A 15227-nucleotide genomic window follows, 5' to 3' on the forward strand; every position below is an offset into this window, starting at 1 on the left:
TTACAATTGAGACTCTAAATTTGTTTGCGTCATCTAGCGAACTAGAATCTGCTGTTAGAACTCAATCTGTACGAGTGCCCACACAGATGATTGCTTCATATTTTTAAAGAACATTTCGAAACATTTCGTTGTTTCGAGGGGTGTGCATTCTAAGCATTCCCAATTTTTTGTCAACACTTAATTTTGAATTTCTTGAGAAGAAGTTTCGAACTTAAGTTTTATTTGACGCTAACTCGTTGCTGCTTTGCTTTTCAGCGTAGTAGCACCCCGTGTCAGTGGGGTCGCATTATAGGGCGATCCGATTTTAGTGCAACTCTTTTTTCGATCTTTTTGATCGTTCGAACAAACATTAACCAAAACCCACTTTTTAGTATAAAAACCATGCAAAAAAGGACAAATCTTACTATCAGAACTATATTAATTATTGCGAAGTTTAATTAACTCGTTAAGATAGCTAACTCACTTGTTAAATTAATGTTTAACCTTCTTTCAATTGGTATATTTATATGAAGTCTTTTGATCATAAAGCAATTTTGATCACTTTGGTTATTGCAGTAGCGAGCTTTTTCATTGTTGATCTTGCATTAAGCTCTACTCAGCTCGACGCTGCTCTTATGCTTGCCGTAGGTATTATCATCGGTGGCGTAATAAGCCAGTTTTTAAAAAGTGATACACAACAAGAAAAACAATCAAACTTATCAACCACTACATTATATGTAGGTAATCTACCATATCGAGCCAACGAACATGTTGTCCGCGAGCTTTTCGAAGAGCAAGGGCAAGTATTTTCAGTTCGCCTACTTAAGGATAAAAACACAGGCAAACGACGTGGTTTTGGTTTTGTTGAGATGTCTAAGCAAGATGCAGAAAAGGCGATTACTCAACTCAATGAACGTGAATTTCAACAGCGTACATTAAAAGTAAGAGAAGCAAAGCAAAAGCCTGAAGGTGAGATGGATCACTCACCCGCTTAATTAATCTTTATTTAAATTAATAATAGAGATTACTTCTTTACTACCCATTACTGGTGCCGTTGCATAGAAACGCACTTCCGATGCACTCGGCACCTTTTCTCCTACTACTATTTGACTTCCCAACAATGACACTGCGCGATTGGCTATTGCTTTGCCAGAATCAACCAACTCCACATGCTTCTGTAAGCAATTCTTGATATCGTGAGCTATCAACGGAAAATGTGTACATCCCAACACTAGCCTATCAACAGTGGCTGGAATGTTAAGCCGGTCTATTTCCGCGCAAAGTGCCTCTTTATCCAACTCGTTATGCCAATAAAAGTGCTCAGCGATCCTTACAAGCTCCGTTGAATGCAAAGTTTCAACTTTACAACCTGAGGTAAAATCCATGATGAGCTTATGCGTATAAGCATTATTTGACGTTGCCGGTGTTGCTAATAGTGCGATGTGCTTGGTCTTTGAACTAGATGCAGCAGGCTTAACAGCAGGAACCACACCTATAATTGGTATCTGGGTATGTTTTCTGGCTTCTTCTAATGCGTATGTTGAAGCGGTATTACATGCAATAACGATAAGATCAACATTGCCCAAGTATTGCTGTTGCCAACGAATAAGTCCCTTGATACGTGATTTGATTAGCTCTTGAGGCTGAAGGCCATATGGGAGAAAAGCGTTGTCCATAACATAACTAAATGAACCCCCCTGCAAACATACCTTTAAGTGCGACAGCACACTGGTGCCACCGATCCCCGAATCGAAAACCAAAATATGCGACAAACTTCATACCTCAAATCAATGAAGTATGAAGTTTGCCATGAGTCCTCGCGAAAATAAACTGGCTTAGCTTGTTTGTTTTTGCTCAACTTGCTCTTTATTTAGTTCATTCAGTTTACTAAAAAAGCTACTAGCATAATCCAAAAATTCATTTAGTCTCGACTGACCTTCATTCATCCAAGCAAGCAGGTTTGGCAACTCATTATCGGCATTGAGTCCCTTAGCTTGCTCTTGCACATCTGCTAACTGCTTATTCAGTGGCATAAATGCCTTCTCTAAGTCTTTCATTGGATTGCCTTGCTGATATTGAGCAATCGCAGCAGATGTTTTACTTTGTCTTAAATCCATCGTGAAATTAGTGATCTGATCTGAGTTTAAGCTAAGCGACTTTGCCAAATCGAAAGCTTCATCGTATTCACCACCGAAAAAGGAATCACTGACATTACGGATATCTTCCATCATATCGTTAATTGCCTGCTGCTCCTCTTCGTTCAGCTCACCATTTACCTTAATTGAGAAACTGACTTCGTGAGAGGACTTAGTGCCATATGCCATGCCATAATCATTACCTTTTTGCGCAACACTCGCAGCGGCTCCCTGAGCATACGCATCGGAGAATGAAATAACGACTTCATCCCCTTCAGCTGTAGTAAATGCATATTCAGCCTGATTAGAAAGACTCGCAAACTGTGCGGCACTGATCGCTAATGCCTTTGGCGACTTTTCTTCAAACAATTCTTTTTCAAAATCATCTAAACCTTTAAAAATCCCTTCTCGTGATTTTTCAATACCATCTTCGATGTCGGAATTGAAAGCGCCCATGCCTTTTAACTCTTCGCTGGCTTCATCAATACCCTGAAGCACGCCCTTACGTGCCCCATCTAGCATGGATTTCAATTCGTCATCATTTTTGCCGTCGACTTTGGCTTTCTTCACTGCACCCTGAACAAAATCGAGTACATTTTTGACAATAGATTCAAAATCAAATAGTGGCTTGTCTTTTTTATCTTGTGTCGGCTTCTCAATCCCCAACGCTTCTGCAAGCTTATCATCAAGAATTTTAGCTGCTAGCTTAGATTTATTCCCCGCATAGCTGTCTGAATTAATTTGGATATTTGGTCCTATCCCTTTGCTCTTTCCAGGCTTATGCTGCATAGCTGGATTGAGCAACTGATTTAATTGCCCGATTTTCATGGTATGCCCTCCAATATATTAGTTAGATTATCGGCATATTTGCGCAAAGCTAAAGTATAATGATTAAAAAAACAGCAAACCAGACGCATCAGTGATGCTAGACTGGACAAATTAGCAACGCTCCCTAAAATAGCGCCTCTTAATTCAACATAGATGGTTTTAGCATGGCAGTAATAAAAATTGATGATTCAGCATACGAGCAACAGTTAGCAGATAAAGCTGAGCGTATCACAACACAATTTGCACAGTTTGATGCACCTGCACTTGAAGTGTATGAATCTGCAACTCGCCATTACCGCCAGCGCTGTGAATTTAGAGTATGGCATGAGGGTGAAGATCTGTTTCACATCATGTTTGACCAGCAAACAAAAGAAAAGATCCGTGTTGATAGCTTTGATCCTGGTGCGCCGCTTGTCAATGAAATGATGCAGGTGATGATACATCAGCTGAAAGGCAACGAAATATTGCGTCGTAAACTGTTTCAGATCGACTACCTCACGACACTGAGTGGTGAAGTACTGATCAGCTTGCTTTATCACAAGCAGTTAGATGAAGCGTGGCAAACCGCGATGCAGACATTGAGAGCCGAGTTGCAACAAACCTATAAAGTTGATTTTATCGGTCGTGCTAGAAAACAAAAGGTTGTGTTTGGCAACGACTATGTAACTGAAAAACTAAGCGTTAACGGTAAAGAGTATATTTATCAGCAGGTTGAGAACAGCTTTACGCAACCGAATGCGGAAGTGAATCAGAAAATGCTAGCTTGGGCGCAGTCCATCAGTGAACCGCTAAGCAACGATCTACTTGAGCTTTATTGTGGTAACGGTAACTTTTCAATTGCATTGGCTGGTTCATTCAATAAAGTGCTGGCTACGGAGATCTCTAAATCATCAGTAAAGTCTGCACAATTTAATATTGCAGCAAACAAAGTCGATAACTTAGATATTATTCGCATGTCGAGTGAAGAGTTTACACAAGCCATGAAAGGGCAGAAGTTTTCTCGATTAGATGGTATTGATTTACAGTCCTATGATTGCCAAACGATTCTTGTCGACCCGCCTCGTGCTGGTATGGATGAATTAACCTGTCGCTTAGTCAGCAACTACGACAACATTATTTATATCTCATGTAATCCAGACACATTAGAGCGTGATTTAGCCTTGTTATGTGAAACACATAAAATCGCACGCATGGCAATTTTCGATCAGTTCCCTTATACCCATCATATTGAATCTGGCGTTTACTTAGTGAGAAAGTGATCTCTAACGATTAACGACTGGCTGCCATCGCTGTGATAAGTGCTGGCAGTTGAGTTTCGCTAAAGACTTGAATACCGGATTGCTGTAATAAAGACGCCGTTAGCCCCTGCCCTACTATTTTTTTACCTGTATGACTACCATCGTAAATCAGATTGCTGCCGCAAGACGGACTGGACTCTTTTAACAACGCAAACTTTATATCGTGCTGAAGACAAGCCGCTAGCGCTTTTTTAGCACCGAGTTCAAACGCGGTGGTAAAATCATCCCCTTGTTTACTCAAAACTTTACCATCTGCTATTTCAGCCGATGGGCGAGGTGTTGGTAAACCACCAGATACTTCGGGGCACAGCGGTAAGACCCAATTTTTTTGCCGCCAATACTGCAACGTATTGTCTTGAAGGCTTTGTGAAGAGGCGTCATACCTCACCGGATAACCTAATAAACAGCTAGAAACTAAAACTTTAAACATAAAAAAGCCCCGCAACAATTGCAGGGCTAGTCTAATACAAATTAGATTTTATTTCTTTGCTAAATAATTCACCAAAGCTGCAATTTGCTCAGGCTTAGTCGTACCAGACTCACGAAGCAATAGCTTGTATTTACCGTTTACCACGAACATTGGTACACCTGTTAGCGCGCCTTTATCAGAAAGTGTCTTCTGCATTCGTTGCATTTTTGAAGCTTTAGTACGAACAGAGAAACTGGCATAAAGTTTATCAAACTTCTCTTCTTCAACACCTTGTGCAATAAAGATATCTTTTACATCAGCAAGTTCATTGATTTTTGCGCGCTTGCCATGGATATGATTAAACATGGCTGCAACTATCTTGTCTTTTTGTGGCAGCACTTCAGCAGTTGCAAGTGCTTGTGCCAACACCTGTTGGATCTCAGGCTCTCTTGGACCAACAAAATCTATATGGCTCTTTTTAAACTTAACGCCTTCGTCCAGCTTTGGTTTAACGTCAACGATTAAATTTTCCATTGCGTTACAGGCTGGACAATAAAAAGAAAAATACTCCATTACCTCAGGCTTTTTCGTGCCACGCTCGGCAATAACTTCATAATGCACACCTTCTTCAAATGGCGCAGCCTGAGCAAGAAGAGGAAGCATTAGTGCAACCGCTAAGCCTTTTAATACTTTCAACATACTAACTTTCTCCAGTCCTTATTTTTTTAATAGATATGCGATCAATTCATCAAGCTGCTCTTGGCTCTTGATACCTTTCATTTCGATTCTGTATTTGTCATTTACGATAAAAGTTGGAACGCCTGTTAGTGCACCCGCGTCAGAAAACTTATTTTGTGCTTTAAGCATGTTATTTTCAGCACTCACGACAGGCATACTCGTTACAGCCTGCTCAAACTTTTCAGCAGAAATCCCATTTAACTCCATTAGTGTTTTCAAATCTTTAATGTCTAACAGTTTGTTTCTTTCAACATGAATAGCATTAAAAATCTTCTCAGCAATCACATCCGCTTTGCCTTCTTGCTCGGCAATAATATAGGCATAGCTAAGATTACTTTGCGTCTCTGTAGGAATACCTCGTAGGAAGTTTACATGGCTTTTTTCAAAGCGAGCTTCCTTTGGTAAATTCTTTTCAATCGCTTTTGCAATTGGCTCAAAGCGGAAACAGTGAGGACAGTAAAAAGAGAAAAACTCGGTAACTTTCTCTGATTTACTCTGTTCGGTTGTTAAGGTCGTGTAGTGCTCACCTTCGGTAAAGTCTGAAGCCATTGCTGCAATAGGCAAAAATAGTGCGACTAATGCGATTCTGAATTTCTTTAGCATGTTACTCTCTCTAATTTTAAGGAAATAGGCTCAAACTTGGTTCATCTAATGCGGCAAATTGCTCTTTTAACGCTAGGATCTGTTGTTCCCAGTATTTGTCTGTCGCAAACCAAGAAAAGTTCCGTTCGAATGCAGGATCCTGCCAGCGCTGTGCCAACCAAGCCATATAATTCACCATTCTCATGGCACGTAGCGGCTCAATTAACGCAAGCTCTTTTGAATCAAACGGCATAAATTCTTCGTAACCCATAAGCAGGGTGTCTAACTGTACCAATTGCTCGTTGCGGTCGCCATTTAACATCATCCACAAGTCTTGTATTGCAGGGCCTTGCTGACAATCGTCAAGATCCACCAACATCAATTGATCTCTAGACCACAATAAATTTCCAGCATGGCAATCCCCATGAAGCCGAAGTGTTTTGGCAACTTGATACTTTGAGGTTGCTTTGTTAATAACTTGCTCAAGAATAGTAACAAATGGAGTATGTAGATGACTAGGTACTAGCTGGCTTTTTAGCAGTGTTTGTTGCGCATCAACCAAAAAACGCTGGGTATTGAGCTGTGGTCTATGCTCGAATGCTCGCTCAGCCGACAGACAATGCAAGCGCCCTAGATAGCGACCTAAAATTTCTAAGTGGTCTAGATTATCGAGTTCGAACTGGCGTCCACCAACGCTTGGAAACAACGTATAGCGGTAACCTTCATGAAAGTGCAGACTACGCCCAGCAATAATTAAAGGTGCCACAACTGGCACTTCAGCTTCTTTCGCTGCCAGCGCGAACTCATGCTCTTCAAGAATTTGTTCATCCGTCCAACGCGCTGGGCGGTAAAACTTCACTACATAACGCTTGCCGTCCTCAGCACCAAATTGATAAACACGGTTTTCATAGCTGTTCAGGGCCAATAACCCCGTTGTAGGATATATCTCAAGTGCCTCAATCGCATCTAAAATAAGATCCGGTGTCAGTGCGTTAAAACTAAAATCGTTCATAATGTTTATAAAAAAGCGAGGTTTTATACCTCGCTTTTACCTTACTCTATTATCTTCCTTTGAAGAAATTGGTCGGCTGCGCCAGCCGCTCTTCAGGATCGTCTTGGTTAATAAGCACAAACTCAAATTCGGTTACTGGCTTTTTCAAATCATATGGATCAATCACAACAGAGAGTGGCACATCTAATGTCGTGCCTGCAGCTAAGTGCACCTCATGCTTACCGATCACCTGATAATTACTTAGACCCGTTATTGCAATAGAAAATTTCTGCTCAACTTGCGCTTTGTTTATCACTTTCAAGGTATAGGTATTTTCTACCAATCCCTCAATATTGACACGATAAAGTTGATTTCTATCCCGAATAATATCAAGATCCATCGGCTTACGCATCGCAATATTCGCAACTAATGCACCAGTGATAACGACCAGGATCATTAAATAACCGATTAATTTACCACGTACTGGTTTGGTCTTTTCGCTAGATGATTCTAAATTACGCTCTGTAGTGTAAGCAATTAATCCGCGCGGGTAGTTCATCTTATCCATAACACCATCACAGGCATCAATACACGCACCACAGTTGATGCATTCATATTGCAAACCATTACGAATATCGATACCGGTAGGACACACCTGAACACACAGGTTGCAATCGATACAATCTCCTAGACCTAGCTCTTTTGGATCTTGCTTGCGTCCTCGAGGACCGCGACTTTCACCTCGTTCGCTATCATAAGCGACGGTAAACGTATCCTTATCAAACATGGCTGATTGGAAGCGAGAGTAAGGACAGATGTGTAAACACATAATTTCCCTCATCCAACCGGCATTACCATAAGTACAAATGGTAAACACGATGATGCTAATGACGGAATAAAAACCTGCTGAAAAAGTAAGTAAATCAGGGAGCAATGAGCGGATCGGGGTAAAGTAACCAACAAAAGTGATTGCGGTATACAGTGAAAAGAGTATCCAGCTACCGTGTTTTGCCGTTTTTCGCCAAAACTTGTCAAAATCCATCGGTCTCTGATCTAGTTTTTTCCGTTGGTTTGCTGTTCCTTCAAATTTTTCTTCAAACCAAATAAAAATAAACGTCCAAACGGTTTGCGGACAGGTGTAGCCGCACCATACCCGGCCATAGAAGGTGGTCACCAAGAACAGAGCAAATGCCGCTATCATCAGAATAAAAGCAAAGATAGTCAGATCTTGTGGCCATAGTGTCATGCCAAAAATATTAAACTTCTGCTCAAAAATATCGAACAACACCGCTTGATGGCCGTGAAAGTTTAACCAAGGTAAAGCCATAAATGCCAACATACCAATAAAGCCGATACGCCTTCTTAGCAGTTGATGTAGGCCAGACACCGCCCGGACATATATGCGATTACGAGGATTAAAACGATCGGGCGTAGAGCTATTGAGCGATTTCCCTTCAGTGCCACCTATTGGCTTTTGAATTTTTACTTCAGACGGTATGTTTTTAACCTTGATTCTTTCGTTCTCCATGGAAGCTCCTTAGTGCTTTGGAACGAGATGCACTTGCTACAGTGACCTTGAAAAATACAGGCTAAACTATTGCAATGTGCCCCATGACATAGTTTAGCGCTTACTATTATACGCTTTGAAACCTTATGATTAATAGTAAGTTGAGCTAAAACCCACCATAAATGATGAGAGACTTGTTGCGACCTGACAGACAAGTTTATTACACTAGGAACAAGATTTTTGTTAGCTAGATCAAATCAGCGTCAGATTATGAAAAAATTCTTAGTATTAGCCATTATAGTCGTTGCTCTGTTTACTGTGGATCATCCATTGATTAAAGAGCCAAGAGATAGGTTACTCGGTCAAGGCGTTGAAGTGCTAAGCGAGTCCAGCAAAGTACAACGCAGTACGGCTGCAAGAATCGCCAGAGCCAACGTCGTAAAAGCAATTACCATGACAGATGACGAAAAGCGCTATATTGATGAAGCCCTTGCAACAGATGAAAAAGTAAGACTTTTCCACCTCAAGTATTGTAAAGAAAACGACTATAACTTGTATTTTTACGGCCCCGATCTCGTCAAAATCTGTGAAATTGCAGAGCAAGCCATTCATGAAGCAAAGGGATTATAATGGACTTTAGTCAATTAAATAAAAAGTCGGCAAAATCCTTTAATGATCAAAAAGCACTCATTAAAAAGCTTAGTCAGGGACGTGATGTCAATTGCCCAAGCTGTCAGCAACCCATAGCACTCAGTTTAAGCCAATCGACGTCAAATAGAGCTGTGGCGCAATGCCAGCAGGGTTGCACATTTATCGAGTTAGATCTCGCATAAAGATTATTCAAATAGTCCACTATTCACTGCGGCAACTTCGACTAACTCAGCATAAGATGCGGCAAACTCGTCAGCCAATTGCGCTTGAGTTAGTTGAAACTCGGCCAGTGACTGTCCTATTTTGTCACAGTAAATCGTTAACTGTTGCTCACCAAGTGCAAAAAGTCCTAGTTGTTCTGTGCTCACTTGCAAAGCTTGTTTAATATCGTCGGCGAGCGGACTGGACATCAATTGCTCGTAAAAGGGCGTTGCCGCCATTAAAAATCCTTCGGCCCAATTAATTTTTTGCTCAAGTGGTGTTTCACCATTCCAAGGCAATTGAAATTCAGTTTCGTATACCTGCTCAGAAATCTCATGATGTAAGGCCATCAATGCAAACGCAATACTCTCATCTAATTCTGGATCCGCATTGGTTAAAGTCTTAAGCCACTTATCAACCTCAATACCGTTTGGGTCTATGCAGGTAGCAAATAAATATCCTTGTAAAAAAGCAATATCAATAGAAAGCTTGCGCGCAGAAAAGTAGTTTTCTAAATTCAGCTGATCAGCTGCAGTAAAAGAGAAGTCGTGCATAGTGTTGCCTTGAACTTAGGCGCCGTATCAGCGCCTACAAAAATACTTTTATATTAATAACTAAGCTGAGATTAGATTAATACCAATTAGTCTTAATACTTGCTCAATTTGAAGGAGCAAATCTGACGCTAACTGCGTTAAAAATTTCTCATTTAGAACAACTAAATAGCAAAATTTTCGCCTTGCCTACATGGATGTAGGTACCTTGGCGATAGCAGGACGCGTAAGCGGTGTTATCGACAAGATTTTCTCGCCTCAAAATAGGTCACTTAATTAAGCAAATTGGTATAACTAAAGTCTGATATGACGGAAGTATATTATAAATTTACCGGGTAACGACCTTCGCCATCCGGTCTACCCAAAAACTTAACCGCATCGTGTACTTCTTTTGGTAGACTTGCATCTGGCTTAATATTACCAGATACGCGAAACTGGAAATTGGCAGCAAGTGTCGCATCAGCCTGTAAGCCCAGACGATTTTCAGGGTCAACAAGCACGGCAATATCTCCTGATTTACAATCGAGCTGGCCACTAAGGTCGCCGATACTAAACCAACCATTCATGCCTTTAACATCAATATTTGGACTACTTATCTCACCATTTAGTCCTTCACAGTATGGTGCACCACTTTGGTACTTTTTCACATTGACGATAACACGCCCTTTGGCATCAACCGGCAATGGCAGGGTTACTTGATCCATAGCCTGCTCAACACTGAAACGAAGTGAGGCATTATTTACCATCACTGATTTACTGACTAAATTCGATGAGAAATTAGCTTTTCCTGAGATCTCATTTTTATCTCTCGCATTACCAAACTGTACATTGCCTGCCAGATCACCGAGTAGTAAAGCCGACGGTTCAAGCTCCCACTGAACCTGATTCAATTGAATGTTATTGAATCTCACACCGCTCACTTGACCATGCCAAACAGAACCATTTACTGCACCTAGCTGCAAATTAGCTGGCAATTGACCTTTAAAAACTTGCAGCAACACCGCTGCTGGCATAGTAAAAGCACTAAAAATAATAAATGCGAGTAAAAATATAATGAGTAGAGATAGTGTTTTTTTCATAATTATTTCTCTAAAACCAAGCGACTAACACGCACAAAGCCAGGTAAATTCCCTTGTGTAAGGTCTAGGTTTTCTACTTTTACTCCATGCTTATTTGTCAGTTCATCTATCCAAGCAACAAGTTTATTAAATTCCACATCATCGATGGTTAAACGCAGGCTTTCGCCACTAGGTTGCATTTTACTGATATCGATTTGAAAGCGGCCACGGGTGTTATTGACTATCTGGCTGATATTACCGCCGCTAATCACCTGTGCAGGGCTGTTAGATTTCAGCTTATTCACGCTTTGACCAACCCAATTTACGAGCTCGTGATTACGTTTTAGCTTAGCTTCGGCATCGCTGACAGCCTGATTTAAAGGTTTGAATATACCCATTATCAGAACAAAAACGACAAAAATAACGCCGGCAACGATCAGCAGTTTTTGTTCTTGCTCTTTTAAACCACGCCAATAGTTAACTGCTTGCTGCTTCATGCTGCACCTCGAATACGAATTTCACCCACCACAAAGTCACCATCATTGTTCAGGGCCCCCTGTTCAACGCTTACACCGCGTTGCTCTAAAATTGCTTTGACCTGACCAAATATCTGGAACTCTTTTGCGCGCGCTCTAATTCTGAGTTCATTCCTACGTTTGTCGTAACGTAGCGTTTCAGGAGCGAAAGCATCAACCTCTTCATAAATGGCCACAAAATGATTTGTTAATTCGAGCAAGCCGCCTTGCTCCGTACCAGATAAAGCATCAAGCTCATTTTGGATCTGTTTTTTCAATAAGTGCGGACGCACTACTTTATTTGGAAATGCCTGTTGATACATAGCAACCGCTTGGGTTTCTAGCTGATTAGCTTGATGACTTATTACATACAGTTGAGTGCCTTTAATTGCGATAAAGCTCACTACTGCCACGCTCGCCGCTATTAAGCCACTGCGCCAATCACGCCACCACTGCGGTTGCTTTTTCTTCGCAGCGAACCGACCTTGACGCAAATTAAAATCAATATTTGATAATGATTTCGCGAAGATGGCTAAAGGTAAATCGTAATCTTGTTGTTGCGCAGTGAGCGCTATCGTTTCTGAGAAATCACTTGCAGGGCTAAAATGCGCCAGCTGCTCAACACCCGCAATGGCGAGGTACTCGTTAACCCAGCTAAGTTCAGCAGTGCCAACTTGCCAAGCATTGTGTTTGAATAGCCATTGCAGCCCTAACTGCACGGCACTAGTCATCTCTTCATGAAGCGGCAGACATAAGGCGTCTGGTAGCGCTTTACTTACACTGATCCCTGCGTCATCGAAGGCACTAAACCAGCTTTGTAGCCAACTGCTATCACAAATCGCAACATCGATAGTATGTGTGTCGGCTTTCATACCCGGTTTACCAATTGCGATAAATAGCGCATCGATGTCGGTCGCGACATGTTCCTCAAGCATAAATGGTAAGGCTTGCTCTAGTTTCCTATTCCATTTTGCTGGTAATTCTAGCGTGCGTAACTGCACCGCTGTCGCTGGTAGTAACAAAACAACTGGTCTCGTTTGCGCTTTTTCGGCAAGGCTACCAAGCTGTTCACTCCCTTCTAATTCACCACTGGCAATAATTTGTTGTTGTTCTGTTGACCACACTAACCAGTGTATTGTCGCCTGGTGTGACTGATCCACACGGATCAATAATTGTTCTGTCACTCTACGCCTCCAAATTTACGAGCAAGCACGTACGCTTTACCATCTTTTGTTTCTATAATTGATGTGAGAGAAAAGCGTCGCTCATCAAACACAGCTGTTGCTCGCAACTGAAAATAATTGCTGTTAATCGTAAAAATTTTGGAAGTCTTGTTAGGGTCTTTGACCCCTTGATTCGCGACTTCCGTGTAAAATTCATTGATATCGGTAAAACCTTTTTTCGGCCTTGCAGAAATAATAGCTTCAGCACCTGATTTCGATAAACCAGGCATAAGCGCACTGAGTAAAAGCGCTTGTTCTGGCAATATCGTATTGACGTTTACCGCGAGCTCCTCACTACCGGGGATCACGCAAACATAAGGCTTAATTTTTTCCATCACCAGTGGGTTAAAGCCCTTAATCACGCGTAGCTCACTAACAGACGCCATCAAATTATTAGCCGTTAAATAAGGCGTCTGATTAGACATATACTCGTCTTCTTCTGCCCCTGAGCGGTAAGTAATGCTATCTTCGTCAAGCCAATCGTAGACACTATCAGCAAGGGCTTCCTCGCTTTCGTTACTCGGCAAATCCTCAATATTCTTCAAAAGCTCCAATAGCGCAGCATGGGCTGGGTTAGTATTCTTTCCACCAATCTGCTGACCACCTTGGTTATTTCCATTTGTTTGTGACTTTGCTCTCAAGGCATTCAGGTTTAGGCATGCCTGTAAGTCTGTAACTTTACCGCTCAACGTACCATGGTCAACGGGGTAAGGCACTTCTTCACGAGCCCAAGGCTGGTCTAGATTAACGGTATCAGGATCATCTTTTTTCGCTTGTATCAACGCTCTTTTGACTAATTCCTCAGCACCATAGCTATACCACTTGGCTTGTTGCTGAGTTTGAATATTCGAGGCCTTTTGTACCTGCACCATTAAACTACTCGCCATTTCAGCGGCAATTGTCGCTGCCAATGCAACGATGAAAAGTACGATAACAAGCGCTGCACCTTGCTGCTTCATGGCTGTTGCCCCTTATCATCAGCGACACCACTGCCTGGCGTTAAAAATAAACGGCTTATTGGATCCGAGTCTTTTCTTTGCAACGTCACTTTAATCGCTTTAGGTAACGATTTCGACTTCCAATCAGCTTGCCATTTTAGTTTGTCGTCCAAAAATTCAAACTTTAATTCTTCGACATCTTCCAAGATGACCTGCGCGCGTGGCTCTGTTCCATCTAGCTGATCAACGTATATTCGATAAATACGCTCAAGCTTGTCATCGATAACCCGATAGCCCACTGCCTGCAGTTCAGAGCGAGGCAATAAACTAATAGGGTTAGTCCAACCATCACGAACAAAAGCGATACCATCATATTGGCTCTCAAGCTCATACCGGCCATGGATGATATAAGTTGGGCTAAAATCCCCTGCTTCATTTCTGACTTCTCGCTTAGTGATCTGATTAAAATCCTGATCCATCAAGCGGAAAGTCGTTTGTAGACCTTCAATTTCGGCAATTTTTTCCGCTGATGCAGCTTGGGCCTTCAGCGTTGAATCTAAAATTTGGTGAGTCGCCGTCACCACCACCGCTAAAATAGCCAGTGCCAACAATACTTCTATTAGCGTGAAACCACGCTGAGGTGTACGCACTGTCACTACTTACTCCGGTACATAAAAGTGGTGATGTCATACACTGAGTTTTTGAGTTCAGGTTCGCGGAAAACGTGCACGGTGAGCTTTACAAAGCTAGGATCTGCGGTTTGTTGGATATGCTGTTGCCAATACCAAGTGACCCCGGCCATTTCCTCTTCGCCTTTGTTACCATTCTTCCCATGCCAGTCATCGCCTTGCGCACGCAAAAATACCAAGCGATTTTCTGCCACCCACGACGCATAGGTCTGCTCTTCAAGCGAGCCGATATGGTTTATATGTTCGCTTGTTGCTTGCATTGCAGCAATACCAGCGACAGCACAAATACTGAGCGCAACCATGACTTCAAGTAAGGTAAAGCCTACGCTTTTTTTAGCGTTCATTCTTCAGGTTCCCGCTTCAGCCCTACTGGTGCCATAAATTCACCTTCGACAAAAAATATTGGCTCTTGAAGCTCTTTATTTTCCACACTTAATCTAAATGCGCTGACTTCACCGGAAGATAAAATAAGTACTTGCGGGATCTTGAGCTTTTTAAGTTCAAGCAAATTGTCGTCGTCGCCGCCACTCATCAACTCTCGCCAATTTGCTTGCTCAAGTAAGTTATCTTGAGACCAAGGTAGATCTTCTAAGATTAATTCCACTTTGTACTGCTCAGGCAGCTCAATTGGTTTGTAGATATCGTCGGCTTCGAAAGTTCGCCACTTCTCACCGTCAAAAACCAAAAACTCAATCACACCTTTATCTAAGTGAAAACCAAGTTCAACCTGATTTAGTACTGCAAATTCTGATGCAAGATTAATCGTCCCCTGCACACGCATAGCCATGGTTTCGAGCTCTTCCTCATCACTATCACTGACGGTATAAGTAATGAGGTTTACTGAAAAAGCAATGATCACCAAGACAATAAGGACTTCTAGTAAACTAAAGCCCTTTACCTTAGCTAATGCCGGTTTATGCAGAGGTGCTAACAT

At 41.8% G+C, this 15227-nt stretch carries 19 protein-coding genes; 4 read left to right on the forward strand and 15 right to left on the reverse strand.

The window, feature by feature from the left end; genetic code table 11:
* Positions 1-506: 506 nt before the first annotated feature.
* Positions 507-974 (forward strand): RNA-binding protein, encoded by a 468-nt coding sequence (locus tag L3V43_RS21580; RefSeq protein ID WP_102057648.1) that lies wholly within the window; start codon positions 507-509, stop codon positions 972-974.
* Here the strand turns inward: L3V43_RS21580 and murI are convergent, their stop codons facing one another.
* Together murI and L3V43_RS21590 are read right to left on the reverse strand one after the other, a co-directional pair.
* The gene (gene murI / locus L3V43_RS21585) at positions 975-1751 is read right to left on the reverse strand and encodes a glutamate racemase (protein WP_237117396.1); all 777 of its coding nucleotides are present in this window, start codon (positions 1749-1751) and stop codon (positions 975-977) included.
* 63 nt (positions 1752-1814) lie between these two features.
* Positions 1815-2942, reverse strand: a complete 1128-nt coding sequence (locus L3V43_RS21590; protein WP_010604385.1) for a DUF5610 domain-containing protein — start codon at positions 2940-2942, stop codon at positions 1815-1817.
* A 164-nt stretch (positions 2943-3106) separates the two neighbouring features.
* Here L3V43_RS21590 and trmA point away from each other — a divergent pair, with 164 nt between their 5' ends.
* A complete protein-coding gene (trmA, locus tag L3V43_RS21595; RefSeq protein ID WP_010604384.1) occupies positions 3107-4201 on the forward strand; it encodes a tRNA (uridine(54)-C5)-methyltransferase TrmA in 1095 nt (364 codons plus the stop codon).
* Between the two features lie 10 nt (positions 4202-4211).
* On the opposite strand, the gene L3V43_RS21600 is transcribed toward trmA, so the two are convergent.
* The 5 genes from L3V43_RS21600 to ccoG are packed head-to-tail and all read right to left on the reverse strand — an operon-like array spanning position 4212 to position 8488.
* The gene (locus L3V43_RS21600) at positions 4212-4670 is read right to left on the reverse strand and encodes a DUF523 domain-containing protein (protein WP_010604383.1); all 459 of its coding nucleotides are present in this window, start codon (positions 4668-4670) and stop codon (positions 4212-4214) included.
* 48 nt (positions 4671-4718) lie between these two features.
* A complete protein-coding gene (locus L3V43_RS21605; RefSeq protein WP_010604382.1) occupies positions 4719-5348 on the reverse strand; it encodes a thiol:disulfide interchange protein DsbA/DsbL in 630 nt (209 codons plus the stop codon).
* Between the two features lie 18 nt (positions 5349-5366).
* Positions 5367-5990 (reverse strand): thiol:disulfide interchange protein DsbA/DsbL, encoded by a 624-nt coding sequence (locus L3V43_RS21610; protein WP_010604381.1) that lies wholly within the window; start codon positions 5988-5990, stop codon positions 5367-5369.
* 16 nt (positions 5991-6006) lie between these two features.
* Positions 6007-6981: a serine/threonine protein kinase gene (locus tag L3V43_RS21615; protein WP_235368860.1), complete on the reverse strand. Its 975-nt coding sequence runs from the start codon at positions 6979-6981 to the stop codon at positions 6007-6009.
* Between the two features lie 49 nt (positions 6982-7030).
* Entirely contained in the window at positions 7031-8488 is a 1458-nt protein-coding gene (gene ccoG / locus L3V43_RS21620) for a cytochrome c oxidase accessory protein CcoG (protein WP_237117395.1), read from the reverse strand.
* 249 nt (positions 8489-8737) lie between these two features.
* Here ccoG and L3V43_RS21625 point away from each other — a divergent pair, with 249 nt between their 5' ends.
* Together L3V43_RS21625 and L3V43_RS21630 are read left to right on the forward strand one after the other, a co-directional pair.
* Positions 8738-9097 carry a hypothetical protein gene (locus L3V43_RS21625; protein ID WP_026001103.1) on the forward strand — a complete coding sequence of 120 codons (360 nt, stop codon included), beginning with the start codon at positions 8738-8740 and terminating at the stop codon, positions 9095-9097.
* Complete coding sequence (locus L3V43_RS21630; protein ID WP_102057653.1) at positions 9097-9300, forward strand: hypothetical protein; 204 nt, start codon at positions 9097-9099, stop codon at positions 9298-9300. The genes L3V43_RS21625 and L3V43_RS21630 overlap by 1 nt, the downstream gene beginning before the upstream one ends.
* Before the next feature lie 3 nt (positions 9301-9303).
* Here L3V43_RS21630 and L3V43_RS21635 read toward each other — a convergent pair whose 3' ends face one another.
* From L3V43_RS21635 to L3V43_RS21670, 8 genes are all read right to left on the reverse strand, one after another.
* The gene (locus L3V43_RS21635; RefSeq protein ID WP_010604377.1) at positions 9304-9873 is read right to left on the reverse strand and encodes a UPF0149 family protein; all 570 of its coding nucleotides are present in this window, start codon (positions 9871-9873) and stop codon (positions 9304-9306) included.
* Positions 9874-10190: 317 nt separating this feature from the next.
* Entirely contained in the window at positions 10191-10949 is a 759-nt protein-coding gene (locus L3V43_RS21640) for a type II secretion system protein N (protein WP_010604376.1), read from the reverse strand.
* Between the two features lie 2 nt (positions 10950-10951).
* Positions 10952-11425, reverse strand: a complete 474-nt coding sequence (locus L3V43_RS21645; RefSeq protein WP_010604375.1) for a type II secretion system protein M — start codon at positions 11423-11425, stop codon at positions 10952-10954.
* On the reverse strand, positions 11422-12627 hold the full coding sequence (gspL, locus tag L3V43_RS21650; protein ID WP_102057654.1) for a type II secretion system protein GspL: 1206 nt from the start codon (positions 12625-12627) through the stop codon (positions 11422-11424). The genes L3V43_RS21645 and gspL overlap by 4 nt, the downstream gene beginning before the upstream one ends.
* Entirely contained in the window at positions 12624-13625 is a 1002-nt protein-coding gene (gspK, locus tag L3V43_RS21655; protein ID WP_102057655.1) for a type II secretion system minor pseudopilin GspK, read from the reverse strand. Before gspK ends, gspL begins: the two co-directional genes overlap by 4 nt.
* Complete coding sequence (gene gspJ / locus L3V43_RS21660) at positions 13622-14260, reverse strand: type II secretion system minor pseudopilin GspJ (protein ID WP_095728107.1); 639 nt, start codon at positions 14258-14260, stop codon at positions 13622-13624. Before gspJ ends, gspK begins: the two co-directional genes overlap by 4 nt.
* The gene (gspI, locus tag L3V43_RS21665) at positions 14260-14637 is read right to left on the reverse strand and encodes a type II secretion system minor pseudopilin GspI (protein ID WP_102057656.1); all 378 of its coding nucleotides are present in this window, start codon (positions 14635-14637) and stop codon (positions 14260-14262) included. The genes gspJ and gspI overlap by 1 nt, the downstream gene beginning before the upstream one ends.
* Entirely contained in the window at positions 14634-15227 is a 594-nt protein-coding gene (locus L3V43_RS21670; RefSeq protein WP_010604370.1) for a prepilin-type N-terminal cleavage/methylation domain-containing protein, read from the reverse strand. Before L3V43_RS21670 ends, gspI begins: the two co-directional genes overlap by 4 nt.

Source organism: Pseudoalteromonas sp. L23, assembly GCF_021728455.1.
Taxonomy (GTDB): Bacteria; Pseudomonadota; Gammaproteobacteria; order Enterobacterales; family Alteromonadaceae; genus Pseudoalteromonas.